Source organism: Pedobacter psychroterrae (assembly GCF_004331695.1).
GTDB lineage: Bacteria > Bacteroidota > Bacteroidia > Sphingobacteriales > Sphingobacteriaceae > Pedobacter > Pedobacter psychroterrae.
Genome location: NZ_SJSL01000002.1, coordinates 295607 through 312343 on the forward strand (window position 1 = coordinate 295607; position 16737 = coordinate 312343).

At 41.2% G+C, this 16737-nt stretch carries 14 protein-coding genes, 1 tRNA gene and 1 other RNA gene; 13 read left to right on the forward strand and 3 right to left on the reverse strand.

Going from position 1 to position 16737, the window contains the following annotated elements; translation table 11 throughout:
- Nucleotide 1 precedes the first annotated feature (1 nt).
- Both EZ437_RS09615 and EZ437_RS09620 read left to right on the forward strand, forming a co-directional pair.
- On the forward strand, nucleotides 2-1810 hold the full coding sequence (locus tag EZ437_RS09615) for a BatD family protein (RefSeq protein ID WP_131595711.1): 1809 nt from the start codon (nucleotides 2-4) through the stop codon (nucleotides 1808-1810).
- A complete protein-coding gene (locus EZ437_RS09620) occupies nucleotides 1803-2564 on the forward strand; it encodes a tetratricopeptide repeat protein (RefSeq protein WP_131595713.1) in 762 nt (253 codons plus the stop codon). The genes EZ437_RS09615 and EZ437_RS09620 overlap by 8 nt, the downstream gene beginning before the upstream one ends.
- Nucleotides 2565-2600: 36 nt before the next feature.
- Here the strand turns inward: EZ437_RS09620 and EZ437_RS09625 are convergent.
- Nucleotides 2601-2674: transfer RNA gene (locus EZ437_RS09625), tRNA-Ile, on the reverse strand.
- Nucleotides 2675-2726: 52 nt separating this feature from the next.
- On the opposite strand from EZ437_RS09625, the gene EZ437_RS09630 reads away from it, so the two are divergent.
- A complete protein-coding gene (locus tag EZ437_RS09630) occupies nucleotides 2727-3377 on the forward strand; it encodes an HAD family hydrolase (RefSeq protein WP_131595715.1) in 651 nt (216 codons plus the stop codon).
- A 173-nt stretch (nucleotides 3378-3550) separates the two neighbouring features.
- Here the strand turns inward: EZ437_RS09630 and EZ437_RS09635 are convergent, their stop codons facing one another.
- Nucleotides 3551-4735, reverse strand: coding sequence for a proline dehydrogenase family protein (locus EZ437_RS09635; protein WP_131595716.1), 1185 nt, complete (start codon nucleotides 4733-4735; stop codon nucleotides 3551-3553).
- A gap of 121 nt (nucleotides 4736-4856) precedes the next feature.
- Between EZ437_RS09635 and EZ437_RS09640 the strand changes: the two genes are divergently transcribed.
- From EZ437_RS09640 to aroC, 6 genes are all read left to right on the forward strand, one after another.
- Nucleotides 4857-5063, forward strand: coding sequence for an RNA-binding S4 domain-containing protein (locus tag EZ437_RS09640; RefSeq protein WP_131595718.1), 207 nt, complete (start codon nucleotides 4857-4859; stop codon nucleotides 5061-5063).
- Nucleotides 5063-6130 carry a 3-dehydroquinate synthase gene (gene aroB, locus EZ437_RS09645; RefSeq protein WP_131595720.1) on the forward strand — a complete coding sequence of 356 codons (1068 nt, stop codon included), beginning with the start codon at nucleotides 5063-5065 and terminating at the stop codon, nucleotides 6128-6130. The genes EZ437_RS09640 and aroB overlap by 1 nt, the downstream gene beginning before the upstream one ends.
- Nucleotides 6131-6409: 279 nt before the next feature.
- On the forward strand, nucleotides 6410-7243 hold the full coding sequence (locus EZ437_RS09650; RefSeq protein WP_131595721.1) for a prephenate dehydratase: 834 nt from the start codon (nucleotides 6410-6412) through the stop codon (nucleotides 7241-7243).
- Between the two features lie 49 nt (nucleotides 7244-7292).
- Nucleotides 7293-8432 (forward strand): chorismate mutase, encoded by a 1140-nt coding sequence (locus tag EZ437_RS09655; protein ID WP_131595722.1) that lies wholly within the window; start codon nucleotides 7293-7295, stop codon nucleotides 8430-8432.
- A 2-nt stretch (nucleotides 8433-8434) separates the two neighbouring features.
- The gene (locus tag EZ437_RS09660) at nucleotides 8435-9688 is read left to right on the forward strand and encodes a 3-phosphoshikimate 1-carboxyvinyltransferase (protein ID WP_131595723.1); all 1254 of its coding nucleotides are present in this window, start codon (nucleotides 8435-8437) and stop codon (nucleotides 9686-9688) included.
- A 17-nt stretch (nucleotides 9689-9705) separates the two neighbouring features.
- Nucleotides 9706-10803, forward strand: coding sequence for a chorismate synthase (gene aroC, locus EZ437_RS09665; RefSeq protein WP_131595724.1), 1098 nt, complete (start codon nucleotides 9706-9708; stop codon nucleotides 10801-10803).
- A 27-nt stretch (nucleotides 10804-10830) separates the two neighbouring features.
- Here the strand turns inward: aroC and EZ437_RS09670 are convergent, their stop codons facing one another.
- On the reverse strand, nucleotides 10831-13254 hold the full coding sequence (locus tag EZ437_RS09670) for an alpha-ketoacid dehydrogenase subunit alpha/beta (protein ID WP_131595725.1): 2424 nt from the start codon (nucleotides 13252-13254) through the stop codon (nucleotides 10831-10833).
- Between the two features lie 131 nt (nucleotides 13255-13385).
- Between EZ437_RS09670 and EZ437_RS09675 the strand changes: the two genes are divergently transcribed.
- The 4 genes from EZ437_RS09675 (at nucleotide 13386) to EZ437_RS09690 (ending at nucleotide 16737) form a co-directional block, all read left to right on the forward strand.
- The gene (locus tag EZ437_RS09675; RefSeq protein WP_131595726.1) at nucleotides 13386-13796 is read left to right on the forward strand and encodes a DUF1573 domain-containing protein; all 411 of its coding nucleotides are present in this window, start codon (nucleotides 13386-13388) and stop codon (nucleotides 13794-13796) included.
- A gap of 79 nt (nucleotides 13797-13875) precedes the next feature.
- Nucleotides 13876-15078, forward strand: coding sequence for a pyridoxal phosphate-dependent aminotransferase (locus EZ437_RS09680; RefSeq protein ID WP_131595727.1), 1203 nt, complete (start codon nucleotides 13876-13878; stop codon nucleotides 15076-15078).
- A 45-nt stretch (nucleotides 15079-15123) separates the two neighbouring features.
- Nucleotides 15124-15489, forward strand: a transfer-messenger RNA (tmRNA) gene (gene ssrA, locus EZ437_RS09685).
- 129 nt (nucleotides 15490-15618) lie between these two features.
- Nucleotides 15619-16737 carry a Gfo/Idh/MocA family protein gene (locus EZ437_RS09690; protein ID WP_131595728.1) on the forward strand — a complete coding sequence of 373 codons (1119 nt, stop codon included), beginning with the start codon at nucleotides 15619-15621 and terminating at the stop codon, nucleotides 16735-16737.

The following is a 16737-nucleotide window of genomic DNA, read 5'->3' on the forward strand; positions in this document are numbered from 1 at the left end:
AATGAAGATCAAACATTATATACTGTCGGTATTGTTATTTTGGAGTACTGCATTGTTTGCGCAGGATATCGCCTTTACAGCATCTGTTGGTAAAAATCCGGTGATCGTTGCTGAGCAGTTTGAGGTTGTATTTACGGTAAATGGAAATGCAGAATCATTTGACCCGCCTTCGTTTAGTGGATTTCAGGTATTGTCCGGGCCTAATCAGTCCAGCAGTATGACTTCTATCAACGGAAGGACCACGATGAGTTTCTCGCTTAGTTATGTTCTTGTGGCGACAAGGGAAGGGGAATATACCATCGGTGCTGCATCCCTCACTGCAGGGGGCAAGCAGTACAAATCTAAAGCTATAAAAGTCAAGGTTGTTAAGGGGTCAGCCTCTGCTCAGAATAGCCCATCTTCTGGTGGGTCAGGAAATGGTCGTGGTGACTATGGGGCTTCTTTCGATATTTCCAAACGACTATTTATTAGAGCTATTGCCAATAAAACCAATGTATTTCAAGGAGAGCAGTTGGCCGTAACCTACAAGCTATATGCAAATATTGACCTGGTGGACAATATGATGGACAAATTGCCCGACTTTAATGGTTTCTGGAGCCAGGAGATGAAAAAGAACAATCAATATGTGGATTGGAAGCCTGAAATCTATAATGGGGTAAGGTACAATGTGGCGGTATTGAAAGAAGTTATCTTGTTTCCCGAACGTTATGGCAAACTGAGCCTTGATCCCTTGGCGATGACCTTTGTGGTAAGGCAGAGTGTTCCTTCAGACGATCCCATTGAAGCCTTTTTTGGTTCGTACAAAGATGTAAAGTACAAGATCAAAAGTACTCCTGTTGCCATTAATGTGAAGCCCTTGCCGGAAGCAGGGAAGCCTGCAGGATTTCAGGGTGCCGTGGGCAACTTTGGGATGGGAGCAGGCCTGGATAAGACAGCAGTGAAGGCCAATGAAGCGATAAATTATACAGTCAGGATCACGGGGTCGGGAAATATTAAGCTATTAAAAGCACCTTCAGTAGCCTTTCCTGCCGATATTGAAAAGTACGATCCAAAGATCAGTGATCAGATCACAGAAAGCACTACTGGGGTATCCGGAACAAGGGAATACACGTATTTGCTAATTCCCAGACATGAAGGTGACTATAAGATAGCACCGTTTGAATTCTCCTATTTTAATCCCGCTACTCAAAAATACGTTACCCTGTCTTCCAATGAATTTGCGGTAAAGGTGGCCAAAGGAGCACCTGGATCAAATGTTACAGCTTTTGCTCCGGGCAGCCAGCAGGAGGTGAAAATGCTTGATAAAGACATCAGGTATATCAAAACCGCTGAGCCGGATTTTGTGAAGGCAGGTACTGAGTTTTATGGTTCTGCATGGTATTACATCCTGCTTTCTATGGGGCCCTTATTGTTTGTGGGTGCCTTTATGTATAGAAAACGACATAGAGAAAACAACAGTGACCTGGTGGCGGTAAGAGGTAGAAATGCTAATAAAGTGGCGGCCAGGCATCTGGCAACTGCACAAAAGCAGCTGCTGGCAGGTGATAAAATAAACTTTTATGAGGCAGTATACAAAGGACTGTACGGGTATTTGAGCGACAAGCTAAACATCGCAGCAGCGGATCTGAACCGGGAGAATATCAGGGAGAAGCTGCTTTCCAGAAATATTGGAGAGGTATTGATCAATCAGCTTACCGATACGCTGGATCTTTGTGAAATGGCAAGGTATGCACCCGTTTCGGGGATTTCAGAGCAGGAAGTATTTGATAAAGCCAAAGGAATTATAAACGATATAGAGAATCATGTATAAGCGTATTTTTTATTTATTGGTAATTATTGCTTTCCCTTTGTTTATAGCAGCAAAGGAAGTTCCGGCTAAGTTGTTGGCAGAAGGTAATCAGCAATATGCAAAAGGACAGTTTAAAGATGCAGTGAAGACCTATGGTCTATTGGTTGATTCAGGATACCGTACTGCATCGGTATATTTTAACCTCGGCAATGCATACTATAAATTGGATGAGCTATCATCCGCCATATGGTACTATGAAAAAGCCTATAAATTAACACCCGGTGATGAGGATATCAAAGTAAACCTTCAGTTTGCCAATCTAAAGATTACCGATAAGATTGAAGCGGTTCCGGAATTCTTTCTGGCTAAATGGTGGAGGGGATTTGTGATGTCTGTTTCATTAAATACCTGGGCTGTTTCAGGTATATTGGGTCTTTTGTCAGGTTTTGCTTTACTTATTGTCTATCTTTTTGTCTATGTAATCAACATAAAAAAGGCTTCATTTTATGCGGGGATCTCGTTAGTGATATTAGGCTTGTTTAGTCTGTTTATGGCCAATTCGCAAAGCAATTATTTTGAGCGTGCTAATCAGGCTATCGTATTTAATGGTTCAGTGGATGTGAAAAGCGGCCCCCAGGCAAGTATGAAGACACTATTTGTTATTCATGAAGGACTGAAAGTAAATATTAAGGAAAAAGAGGGTAGCTGGGTTAAGATTGAACTTCCTAACGGAAATATCGGCTGGATTGAGTCAGTTGCCGTAAATGAAATTTAAAGAATAAAAAAGCCTCCCAGAATACTGAGAGGCTTGTGGGCCATGATGGGCTCGAACCATCGACCAAAAGATTATGAGTCTTCTACTCTAACCAACTGAGCTAATGGCCCTGAAAAATCTATTAGATTTTGCGAGTGCAATGTTACATATTTGTATCGAATTATGGAAACAGTTTTAGCACAAAAAATAAAAAACATCATTTTCGATTATGGCAATGTGATATTCGAAATAGACTTTTCAAAGGCGCAAAATGCTCTTTTACAATTAGGTATCCCTGATATTGAAACTTTTTTTGGTCATAAAGGGCATAATAATTTATTCTCTGAACTTGAAACAGGAGCGATCTCTGCCGCAGAATTCCGGAATGGGATAAGGCTGGCAGCACAAAATCCGGATCTGAAAGACGAGGAAATAGACACCGCCTGGAACAGTTTGCTGATCGGCGTGCCAGAAAATGTGCACGACGTATTGATAGAGGTAAAACAAAAGTACAGGACATTTTTATTAAGTAATACCAACGAGATCCATTACAACTATATTTTGGATTACTTGAAAAGAGCTTATAAAATTGAAAACAATGACGGTCTTTTTGAAAAGGCATATTATTCTCAATTGATGTTGCTGCGCAAACCCAATGTGGAAATATTTGAAAGAGTGATCAAAGAAAATGGGCTGGTACCCGACGAAACGTTGTTTATAGATGATAGCCCGCAGCATCTTGTCGGAGCTAAAAAAGCTGGCCTGAATACTTTACTGATGGACAGGAACCCAAAAGATCTAAGACAGTTCTTGGTCGAACATAACCTCCTATAAGAAATCAGCTCCTTATCTGTCCGTATTAGTTGCTCATTCGCTCTGTGTTCGCTATTGACAGAGGGTCGCCAGGGGCTTGCTAAAGTGTTGATTCGACTGAAATCCAATCAACGCCCTGCATGATATGTATATACTCCTACTATACCCCCTGCATGAGGTTAACGCATAGCGAACTACAGCTTTCTTCTTTGTTTTTCTTTAATGATCAGCCCCAGCTCCCGGCTGGTTTGTCCGGCGATAGACGTATTTTCCTGAGCTCTCCTGAATAGGTAAGGCATAACTGCTTTGATAGGACCATAGGGAACATATTTGGCTACGTTATACCCAGCATCTGATAAATTAAAGCTCAGGTTATCGCTCATGCCCAATAGTTGGGCAAAATATACATGACGATGATCATGAGCTATTTTATGCTGGTCCATCAGTTCGGCCAACAGCCGGCTGCTTTCTTCATTATGTGTACCGCATACAAAAGCAATGTCTTCAATGTGTTGGACGCAATATTTTAAAGATTCGTTGTAGTCAATGTCGGAAGCCTCTTTAGTAGGCTGTATTGGTGAAGGATAGCCCATTTCTTCTGCACGTTTGCGTTCTTTTTCCATATAGGCACCCCTTACCATTTTTACTCCCAGGATAAACCCTTGTGCTTTGGCGATCAGATGATCAGCCTTAAGGTCAGCAAGCTTATCATGGCGGTACATTTGGTAGGTGTTGTAAACGATGATACTTTCTTTATTAAAGAGCAGCATCATATCGATCGCAAGCGCATCTATGGTGTCCTGTATCCATGTTTCTTCAGCATCAATCATGACAGGTACCTTTTTGTCATAGGCCCTTCTGCAGATCTTTTCACAGCGTGATTTAACTTTGTTAAATTCTGTCTGCTCAGCAGCACTGAGCTCCTGTTTTGTATCTAGTTTTTCCAATAAAGCAAAGCGGCCAATCCCTGTGACCTTAAATACAGTGATAGGGATTCTTTTATCGCCCGCAGCACGTTCAATCGTCCTGATGATCTCTTCGCAGGTAAAATCAAATACGGCCTCTTCATCCTCTCCTTCTACAGAATAGTCGAGTATGGTACCTACATTTCCTGAATGCAGCTGTGCAATTGTGTTTTCACACTCGGCAATGGTTTCCCCTCCGCAGAAATGCTTAAAAATGGTAGCTTTTATTATCCCTTTAATTGGCAGGCCTATGTTTAAAAAAAAATTGGTGACTGGTGGGCCAACTTTAGTCAGGAAATTGCTGCTGATAATTTTAAAAAGCCAGTATGCAGCATTTAGTTCACCATTAGATTTATTGCGAAAAGCGATTTCTGTATTGTCAAAATTCAGCTTTTCCTTGGGGGATACGTTCATCAGTTCAATATGTTAGTCAGTTGGCTGCAAAAGTATGAATTCCTGTGTTATCAGCATTAAAACCTTTATAAATAATTCTAAAATTGCATTAAGGAGCAATTTTATCTAAGTTTGCCATACAATGATAGAATTTAAATTAACAGGGGAATTCATTCCGCTTATCCAGTTGTTGAAAGCAACCGGACTGGTGCAGAGCGGCGGCGAGGCACAGACTGTTGTAGAAGACGGGCTTGTAAAATATAATGGAAAAGTTGATTACCGTAAGCGATTGAAAGTCCGTATAGGCGATATTGTTGATTTTATGGGTCAGAAAATAACAGTAATTTAATGAACAACATAGAAAGTTCCGGACATACCATTTATTTTGAAACCAGGCTTGCACCGCTTGCTAAAATTATGGAATCGGAGGTATATAGTAAGGTATTTGTATTTGCAGATAGAAATACTGCTGAGTCATGTTTACCGGTGTTTCAGGAAATGCTTGGGGATTTTACAGGATTTGACCTGATTGAAACTGATCCGGGAGAAGAGAATAAGAACATAGATTTTTGTATAGGTATCTGGAAAACGCTGCTGGATTTTGAGGCCGACCGTAAGTGCCTGATGATCAACCTAGGTGGTGGGGTAATTACAGATATGGGTGGTTTTGTAGCTTCTACTTATAAACGGGGAATTGATTTTATCAATATTCCAACTACGTTATTGTCTCAGGTAGATGCTTCTGTAGGAGGGAAAACAGGTATAGATATCGACAATGTCAAGAATATGGTAGGAACATTTACCCTGCCAAAGGCGGTATTTATTGAGACTGATTTTCTTACTACTTTATCAAAAAGAGAGCTGCTTTCAGGCTTTGCAGAAATGATCAAACACGGACTGATCGTAGATAAGGTATATTATGCGCAGTTAAAAGATTGTGATTATGAACACATAACAGCCGAGGCAATTCATCGTTCGGTAGAAATTAAGAATGAAGTGGTGACTGAAGATCCGCATGAGCGGGGGCTGAGAAAGATCCTGAATTTTGGTCATACGATAGGCCATGCAGTGGAGACATATGCGCTGATAAATGACAAATCTCCATTAACCCATGGCGAGGCAATCGCTATAGGTATGGTTTGTGAGGCCTACCTGTCCCATAAAAATAACACCCTGAGTAAGGAAGGACTGGACGACATCAGTAGCTATATTTTAAGCCTTTATCCGAAATACCATATAAAGGAAAAGAGTTTTGAACAGTTGCTGGCCTTTATGCAGAGCGATAAGAAGAATGAAGGCGGGCAGATTATGTTTTCTTTATTGAGCAGTATTGGTGTATGCGACTTTAACTGCAGGGTAGCGACAGGCGATATTTTAGCTAGTTTGAATTATTATAATAATATTTTTTTTAAATAGCTATTGACAAATTAAATTTTGTTAGTACATTTGGAAAACGAAAAAAAGAAATTTTGAATCGTGCAGGTTAATGCAAGCTTCAAAAAACAAAAAAGAACGAGACACATTGATGAAAAATACTACTACATATTGGTTTGGTTACTTTTACTACTTTAGTAAGAGCCGGGACTGATATGCAATAACATCAAATGAGATAAATGTATATGAAAAGTCCCGGCCTAAAGCCGGGACTTTTTTGTTTTATTTAGCATACGAGATAATAGAAAAGAAAAAATAATAATGAAAAAAGGACCTAAAGTAGCAATTCAAGGTATTAAAGCGTGCTTTCACGAACAAGCGGCTTATAAATTCTTTGGCCAGGATATTCAACCAGTTGAGTGTACTTCCTTTAAGCATACTTGCGAAGTACTGGACAAAGGTGAATGCGATTTTGTGGTAATGGCCATCGAAAACTCTATTGCAGGGAGTCTGCTGCCGAATTATACTTTAATCCGGGAATACAATTTTGCAGTGGTGGGAGAAGTTTACCTGCCGATACAATTGCACATGATGGCCTTGCCGGGGGTAAAGTTTGAGGATATTAAGTTTGCTACCTCGCATCCCATTGCCCTGCGTCAGTGCGTAGACTTTCTGGACGATTACCCTCATATCCAGGTTATAGAAGGTAGTGATACTGCTGCCTGTGCCAAAAAAATCAGCGACGAAAAACTTACCGATACCGTCGCAATAGCTAACTCCCTGGCAGCTGAGCTGTATGGTCTGAACATCATTGAAAGAAGAATCGAGTCTAATAAAAAAAACTATACACGCTTCCTGATTCTAAAAAAAGAAAAGACTGAAGAAATGAGAGATACCAGTAAAGCCTCTATCTGTTTTCAGGTAGGGAACCATGTCGGTGCCTTATCTAAGGTACTTAACATATTCGCTGAGCGAAATGTGAACTTAACTAAAATACAGAGTATGCCTGTGTTAGGAAAAAGAAATGACTATTATTTTTATGTAGATGTAGACTGGAAAAACATGGAAGAATATGATAAAGCCGTTCGCCAGGCGTTGAAATACACGGTCAATTTTAATATCATGGGCGAGTACCAGAAAAATGAAAAAGTATAAAAATATACCCTCTTAAAATAAAGTATTAAACATACATAACCCCAAAAAAATGAAATTACAATTAAACATCCAGCCATTAAATACCTGGCTTAACATCAACAATGAGCCACTTATTATCTCCGGGCCCTGCAGTGCAGAAACTGAAGAACAGTTATTAACTACTGCACATTTGCTTGCCGCTACTGGAAAAGTATCTGTATTGAGAGCAGGAATCTGGAAGCCACGTACCCGTCCGGGAGAGTTTGAAGGTATAGGCAGTATTGGTCTGGAATGGTTAAAGAGAGCAAAAGCAGAGACTGGGTTGCCAACAGCAGTAGAAGTGGCCAATGCAAAGCATGTAGAAGAGGCTTTAGCTGCCGGAGTAGACATTTTGTGGATCGGTGCACGTTCTACTGTAAATCCGTTTACTGTTCAGGAAATTGCAGATGCCTTGAAAGGTGTGGACATCCCGGTATTGGTTAAAAATCCTGTTAACCCTGATTTGCAACTATGGATTGGCGCATTGGAGCGTATCAATGGTGCAGGTATAACCAAATTAGGTGCCATTCACCGTGGGTTTTCGTCTTTCGAGAAAAGCTCGTTCCGTAATGAACCAATGTGGGAACTGGCTATTCAGTTAAAGACATTATGTCCTGAATTGCCTATCATCAATGATCCAAGCCATATTTGTGGTAACAGAGAGCTGATCCCATACATTTCTCAAAAAGCGCTGGATCTGGATATGCAAGGTTTGATGATTGAATCTCATGTTGATCCTTCGGTAGCATGGACTGATGCCAAACAACAAGTAACTCCTGCTGCTTTAGCAGAACTGGCTGAGCGTTTGACGGTACGTGAACCTGAATCGAAAAATGAAGCTTTTGTAGATCAGCTGGCTGAACTGCGTAAACAAATTGATAAGATTGATGACCTTTTATTGCAAAAATTGGGCGAGCGTATGTCCATCGTAGGTAAAATAGGCGAGTTTAAACGTGATAACCAGGTTACGATCTTACAAGTAAACCGTTGGGATGCCATCATTAAAAAAGGTACTTCATTTGCCAAAGCGTTGAAATTAGACCTAAACTTTACCGAGAAATTTTTGGAGCTTGTACACGGAGAATCTATCCGTAAGCAAACTGAGATCATGAATGCAGGAAAAGCTGAAAAAGGAATTGCTGCAGAAGCGCACACTGAAGTTAAGTCTTAATAATGAGTAAAAATGCGCTTGTTTCCTTTAACGGAAACAAACATATACATACAGAAGTTGTACTGACTGGTTCGAAAAGTGAGTGTAACCGGGCGTTGATCATCAGTGCTTTGAGTGAAGGGCTGGTGAAGGTCGACAATATGTCGAACGCTGCAGATACTGTCACGCTAGGCAATATTTTAAAAAATATATCAAGGGGTAATCCACATCAGCAAACAGTTGATGTGGGGCCTGCTGGTACTGCGATGCGGTTCCTGACTGCCTATCTTTCGATATTGCCAGGGAGCTTTTTTCTGACCGGTACAGCGCGGATGAAACAACGTCCTATTGGTATTTTGGCTGAAGCGCTGAAAGCGATCGGCGCGGATATTAGTTACGGAGAACAGGAGGGTTATCCACCATTGCAGCTATCCGGGCCACTAAAGCAACATGCCAATACGGTACAAATAAAGGGAGATATCAGCAGCCAGTACCTTTCTGCATTGCTGATGATTGCACCAGTACTGGAACAGGGACTGACCTTGCAAATACAAGGCGAGCTAACTTCTATTCCATATGTAAAGATGACGCTTGATATGCTGGAAGAAGCAGGAATCACGCATAGTTGGTCTGGAAATGAGATATCCGTTGGTCCGCAGTCTTTTAAAGAAGCAACTTTAAGTGTGGAACCGGACTGGAGTGCGGCATCTTATTGGTATAGTATTGTTGCCCTGGCAGATAATGCAGAACTATCGCTGCCTTATTTGAAAGACAGAAGTTTGCAGGGTGATAGCAGAATACGCGAAATAATGCAGGCGTTTGGGGTGGCAACTACTAAATCTGAAAATGGAATCGTACTTAAGTCATCTGAAAAGAATTTTGACGATACGGTACTGGATCTGAAAGATTGCCCTGATTTGGCGCAGACCATTATAGTATGTGCGGCTGCGCTTGGAAAGAACCTGACGTTTACTGGTCTGGAAACTTTAAAGATTAAGGAAACGGACAGGGTTTTGGCTTTGCAGAATGAACTTTCAAAAATAGGAGTGACCTTAACAGAAGATAATTTAATGTATACATTGAACTGTGAAAGGTTGCACTTTCCAGATCGCGTTACTTTTGCTACCTATGAAGATCACAGGATGGCGATGGCCTTTGCCCCGCTTAGTTTGATGATCAAAGAAGTGGTATTGGAAGAAATGAATGTAGTAGAAAAATCTTATCCCGATTTTTGGAACGACCTGGAGAAAGCAGGCTTTACAGTAAGGGAATTTTAAATCAAATTTAAATCTATATGGCAGGTAATACATTCGGACAGTTATTTCGCATCAGTACTTTTGGTGAGTCGCATGGTATAGCTATTGGGGTTATTTTAGACGGTTGTCCGGCACAATTGCCGATTGATCTTGACTTTATACAATCAGAGCTTGATAAGCGTAAGCCTGGTCAGTCCAAAATCACTACTCAGCGCAAGGAAAGCGATACTGTGCAGATCCTATCAGGAGTATTTGAAGGCAAAAGCACAGGGACACCTATTGCCATGCTTATTCCCAATGAAGATCAGCGAAGCAAGGACTATAGTCACAATACAGATGTGTACCGCCCTTCACATGCAGATTATACCTATGATGCAAAATATGGCATCAGGGACCATAGAGGTGGGGGCCGTTCCTCTGCGCGCGAGACCGCTGCAAGAGTAGCAGCAGGAGCAATAGCAAAATTGCTGCTGAAGCACCACGGTATTGAAATATTTGCCCATGTGTCATCGGTAGGTACGATCAAGGCACCCAATCTTCAAAGTAATGACGTGGCAGAACTGCTTGCTGTACGCGAAGAAAATATTGTACGCTGTGCTGATCCTGCAACTGCACATCAGATGATCGAATTTATTGATGGTATCCGAAAAGATGGGGATACCGTAGGAGGAAAGGTTAGCTGCATTATTAAAAATTGTCCGGTAGGATTGGGTGAGCCAGTATTCGATAAATTACATGCGGATCTTGGTAAAGCTATGCTGAGCATCAATGCTGTACATGGTTTTGAATATGGATCGGGTTTTGAAGGAAGTGAGATGCGGGGATCTGAACACAATGATGTATTTCTGGCGACTAATGGCGAAGGGGAGCCTAAGACGTTGACCAATTTTTCCGGTGGTATACAAGGTGGTATTGCAAATGGAATGGAGATTAATTTTACTGTAGCATTTAAACCTGTTGCAACGATCATGCATAATCAGCAAACGATAAATGCTGCCGGAGAAGCTGCGGAAATAAAAGGCAAAGGGCGTCACGATCCTTGTGTGGTACCGCGAGCTGTAGTGATTGTAGAAGCGATGGCTGCATTGGTACTTGCAGATCATTTATTAAGAAATAAAGTAAGCAGGGTATTTTAACCTGCTTACTTTATCTAAACGTGTATTTTAGAATATAGCAGGAAATTTCGTAGAGTTGTGATCGTGCATCATTTGATACACCATTTCTACCACATCATCTACAGAAGGTTTGCTAAAATAATCACCATCAGAACCATATGGCGGACGATGTGCTTTAGCTGTTATTGTTCTGGGCTGAGCATCTAAATGATAGTACCCATTTTGCTCTTCTAAAATCTGCTGTAGTATATATGCTGCCCCGCCGCCTGGTACATCTTCATCTACCACCAATAATTTATTGGTTTTCTGTAATGATGCTGCACATATTTGCTGTTTATCAAACGGCAATAAGGTTTGTGGATCTATGATCTCAACAGAGATATCGAATTGGGCCAGCTCTTCTGCTGCTTCCTCAACAATCCTTAATGTAGCGCCATAAGAAACAATCGTAATATCTGTGCCCTCTTTGATAACTTCTGCTTCGCCAAGCGGAACGGTATATTCTCCTACATTTGTTGGTAATTTTTCTTTCAGACGGTATCCATTGAGACATTCAATAACCAAGGCCGGTTCATCAGATCTGAATAAAGTATTGTACATGCCGGCAGCCTGGGTCATATTTCTTGGTACACATATGTGCAGTCCCCTCAATGAGCCGAGAATCATTGACATCGGTGATCCGGAATGCCATACACCCTCCAGTCGGTGACCTCGGGTCCTGATAATTAATGGGGCTTTTTGTCCGGCTTTGGTTCGATAGGATAAACTGGCGAGGTCATCACTTAAGATGTTTAAAGCGTAGAGCAGGTAGTCGAGATATTGAATTTCAGCTATAGGTTTTAATCCACGTAATGCAAGGCCAATTCCCTGGCCCACTATCGTCATTTCTCTGATTCCTGTGTCGGTAATTCGCAGATCGCCATATTTGGCCTGTAGTCCTGCAAAGCCCTGGTTTACATCTCCAATAGCACCCAGGTCCTCACCGAAGGCTACCAAGCGTTCATCTCGGGAAAAATTGGCGTCAAAACAGGCGTTTAGTAGTTCACGGCCATCTATCATTTTGCTTTCTTCACTATATATGGCGGCTACCATGTTTACAAGGAACGGACTTTCCTTGCCATCAGTAAATAATTTGGAGTGGTATCTGTCCTCATTTAGTGGTGTCTGTGCATGATACCAGTCTAGCAGATTGTTCCTTTCATCTGATGGATTTTGTAAACTGAGGCGTAAAGCTTTTCTGGCAGTTGATGTCACCTCCTTACGCATAGCATCGGGGGTGCCGGCCAACTGAGAAGCCATTTTTAATAGCGTAAGGTTTCCCTTACCTAGTTTGCTAACCAGGTCAACAACCAGTTCCTTCTCTGTTTTGATGGTTGCAAGGAATTCATTCCATGCTTCTTTTTGTGTATCACGAACAAATTTCTTGGCGATTGCTTCTAATTCAGCGAGTTCTTCTTCATTTGTTATGGCTGATTCAATCATCCACTTGCGCATCTGAAGGATGCAGTCATACTCCCTTTCCCAGTCTAATCGCGCTTTGTCTTTGTACCTTTCATGTGAACCGGACGTTGAATGTCCTTGAGGCTGTGTAACTTCAGTAACATGGATCAGTACAGGAACGTGTTCGGTACGGCAAACATCTATGGCTTGCTGATATATTTCACATAATGCAGGATAATCCCAGCCTCTGACTTTATAGATTTCGTAACCTGCTGCGTTTTCGTCTCTTTGAAAGCCTTTAAGAATTTCAGAGATGTCCTCTTTAGTAGTCTGATATTTAGCAGGAACAGATATACCATAACCATCATCCCAAACAGAGATCGCCATGGGGATTTGTAATACCCCTGCTGCATTGATGGCTTCAAAAAATACACCCTCAGATGTAGATGCATTTCCAATGGTACCAAAGGCTACCTCATTTCCTTTTACTGAGAAATTCTTTAAATAGCTTAAGTTTTTATTTTGCCTGAATAATTTAGAAGCATACGCCAGACCGACCAATCTGGCCATTTGTCCGCCTGTAGGTGCTATGTCTGAGGAGCAGTTTTTGATTTGAGTGAGGTCTTTCCAGCTCCCGTCTTCATTGATAGAGCGTGTGGCAAAATGACAGTTCATTTGTCTGCCCGCTGAGGCCGGATCAGCCTCGATGCTCGGATTTGCATACAATTGGGCGAAAAATTCTTTGAGTGTACAGATACCTGTTGCAAAAGCAAATGTCTGGTCTCTGTAATATCCAGATCTCCAGTCGCCATTTTTAAAAGCTTTAGCCATTGCGATCTGCGGGATTTCTTTTCCGTCGCCAAAAATTCCAAATTTAGCCTTACCTGTCAGTACCTCTTTTCTACCCAATAAGCTCGCCTGTCTGCTCTCAAAGGCTATTTTATAGTCATTAATTACAATTGTTTTGAAGTCATCAAAACTTAACTCTGAGGCGTCCATAGGGTTGGTGGTAACAGTAGCATCTGGCATCATAAGCAAATTGATTTGCTGCAAAGATACATAAAATCTAAAGTATGACTTTACGGTGTTGGGTAATTTATATGTTGGAATACTTTTTGATTTACATAATTAAAAGGTTATTTTTGTTTAAAACCCCCAATAAGATGAAAAAGGCTATAATGTTATTTGCGTTGATTTTAGGAATAAGTGTCGCTGTAAACGCCCAGGTGAAACCTGCTGAGTTCAAATTTGAGAAGGAAACTTTTGACTTTGGCAGCATTCCGCTTAATAAGCCGGCAACAGTGGAATTTAAATTCACTAATATAGGAGACCAGCCGCTGATCATTAGTAAAGTTGAGAGTACTTGTGGTTGTACAGTACCTGAATATACCCAGACCCCGGTTAAAAAAGGTGGAATGGGAACTATTAAAGTAACTTATAATCCTGGAGCAACACCGCTACCGTTTGTGAAAGCCATTACCATTTCTTCTAATGCCAAGACCACTACCAAAGTTCTTTATATAAAAGGAACTACAGTTGCGGCGGCAGATAAATCTGATACGAGTACTAAATAAAAAAATTAAAAAAGAATTTTAGTAAAAAACCTCGTTAGTTAACGAGGTTTTTTACTTTTATGGACTTATTATTCATTTTATGCCAAACATTTCAGAAAAGGGGATTCAAATGCCCGCTTCTCCCATAAGAAAACTGACTCCATATGCTGATAAAGCTAAGCAGGAGGGTAAAAAAGTATATCATTTAAATATAGGGCAGCCAGATATAGCGACCCCTGAGGGTATGCTCAATGCGATTAAGAATATAGATTTTGATGTATGGGCATATACTGCGTCTGAGGGTACTTTGTTTTATCGGAGTAAACTGGCGGAGTATTACAACAAACTTGGCTATGACATCACTCCGGAAGATATACTGGTGACGCTCGGTGGCTCTGAGGCAATCACCATTGCTATGCAAACATGTGTCAGTGAAGGAGATGAGATTATCATTCCTGAACCTTTTTATGCAAATTATAATGGTTTTGCCTGCATGAGCAATGTAGTTGTGAAGCCGATATTATCGCATATTGAAAATGGTTTTGCACTGCCTCCTATTGCTGAATTTGAAAAGCTGATCACAGAAAAGACTAAAGCGATCATTATTTGTAATCCGAATAACCCAACCGGATATTTGTATGCTAAAGAAGAATTAGAAGCATTAAAGGCATTGTGCCTGAAGTATGACCTGTTCCTGTTCTCTGATGAGGCTTATCGCGAGTTTTGCTATGATGGAAAAACGTTCATTTCACCTATGCACTTAGATGGCTTGGATGAAAATGTGGTTGTGCTGGATACAGTTTCCAAACGATACAGTGCTTGTGGTGCAAGGTTGGGTTGTATCATCACGAAAAATAAAGAGGTGATCAAATCAGGATTAAAGTTTGCACAAGCAAGACTGAGCCCGGGTATGGTAGAGCAAATAGCTGGAGCTGCAGCAGTAGATACTCCAGATAGCTATTTTGAGGCTGTGAATAAAGAATATACACTAAGAAGAAATACGCTTGTTAAAAGATTAAATGCCATTGAGGGCGTTTTTTGCCCGAATCCAGGTGGTGCATTTTATGTGGTTGCAAGATTGCCTATAGATGATGCCGATAAATTCTGTCAATGGATACTAGAAAGTTTTGATTATGATGGAAGGACTGTCATGATGGCGCCTGCTACAGGATTTTATTCTACCGAAGGATCTGGGAAAAATGAAGTTAGGATGGCTTATGTGCTTAATATAGGCGACCTTAATGGTGCGATGGACTGTTTAGATATGGCTTTAAAGCAATATCCTGGTAGAATTATGGCATAATTTTAGTACTTTTGTAAAGTCAGCTGGATATGCTGATACTACAATGGGGCCGTTTTGGATTTGACAGGGTGGCGCTGAGTATGTTAGCATGCAGTGCGTTGTACGGAGAGCACTTAAAAGAGAACGTTCACACTTTGATTGGCGAAAATAACTACGCCTTAGCTGCCTAATTTAGAATTAGCTAGCTTTTGTCCCTCTGACTGCCGTGTTGTTAGGTTAGAATATGGGGCATCGAAATAACGACGCTGGCAATTGTAAGGTGTGGTACAATTGTGAGATAAAGCACCTAAGGTGAACGGTAAGGTCGGTTTCCAGCCCGCCAGATCCCTACAATTAATTGGAAAATAAGCATGTAGAAGGCATAATTTATCACACGACTGGACAAGGGTTCGAACCCCTTCGGCTCCACTTAACCCGCTCCCTATCAGAGCGGGTTTTTCTTTTGCAATGAAATATTTATCAATTACATAAGACAAATTGCCCTTGGTTGGTGCAGGTAGCTTTATTTTTTATAAATTAGGAAATCAAAACTGTTTAACTATGGATTCACGCAGAGACTTTTTACAAAAATTAGGATTGTCGGCAATTGCCCTGCCCCTGATACCGCTATCTGGATTAGCCAGTAGTGTCGAAAATTTTGGAGAACGCTATGATGGTCCGGTTTTAAGGGTGGCCATTATGGGACTTGGTGGTTATGCAAACCGGGTTGCTGAGGCGATGCAGTCCTGTGTAAGGGCTAAGTTAGTTGGCGTAATCAGTGGTACACCAGGTAAAATTACCACCTGGCAGAGCAAGTTCAATATCCCTGAAAAGAACTGTTATAATTATGAGAATTTCGATAAAATAAAAGACAATGCAGATATTGATGTGGTTTATGTAATAACTCCAAACGCGCTACATCATGATCAGGTAATCAGAGTTGCGAATGCAGGTAAGCATGTGATCTGTGAGAAACCGATGGCGCTAAATGCCAAAGAGGGAAAGGAAATGGTCGATGCCTGTAAGAAAAACAATGTGAAGCTATTGGTTGGATACAGAATGCATTTCGAACCCAAAACATTGGAAATTATCAAAATGAGAAAGAATGGTGATTTTGGGAAAGTAATGTTTTTTCAGGGCTTGTGTGGTTTTAAGATAGGTGATCCCTCCCAATGGCGCCTGAATAAGAAGCTGGCAGGTGGCGGTTCTTTAATGGATATCGGTATTTATGCAGTAAACGGGGCAAGGTATATGGTAGGGGAAGAGCCAACATGGATTACTGCGCAGGAAACCAAGACAAACCCGGTGGTATTTAAAGAAGGAGTGGACGAGACCATACAATTTCAAATGGGTTTTCCGAGTGGGGCAGTAGCGTCATGTTTATCTACTTATAATATGAACTACCTCGATAAGTTCTTTTTAACGGGGGAGAAAGGATTTGCCGAATTACAGCCTTCGACAGGCTACGGTCCAATAAAAGGCAGGACAAATAAAGGAGAACTCACACATCCGCACCTAACACACCAAACGGTTCAAATGGATGAAATGGCACAGATTATTTTAGAAGGCAAGCAGCCTGTGGTCCCGGTAGACGGGGAAGAAGCAGTAAAAGATATGAAAATAATGGATGCGATTTATCTGGCTGCCAGTACCGGCAAAAAGATAAATTTAAAAGGCTAG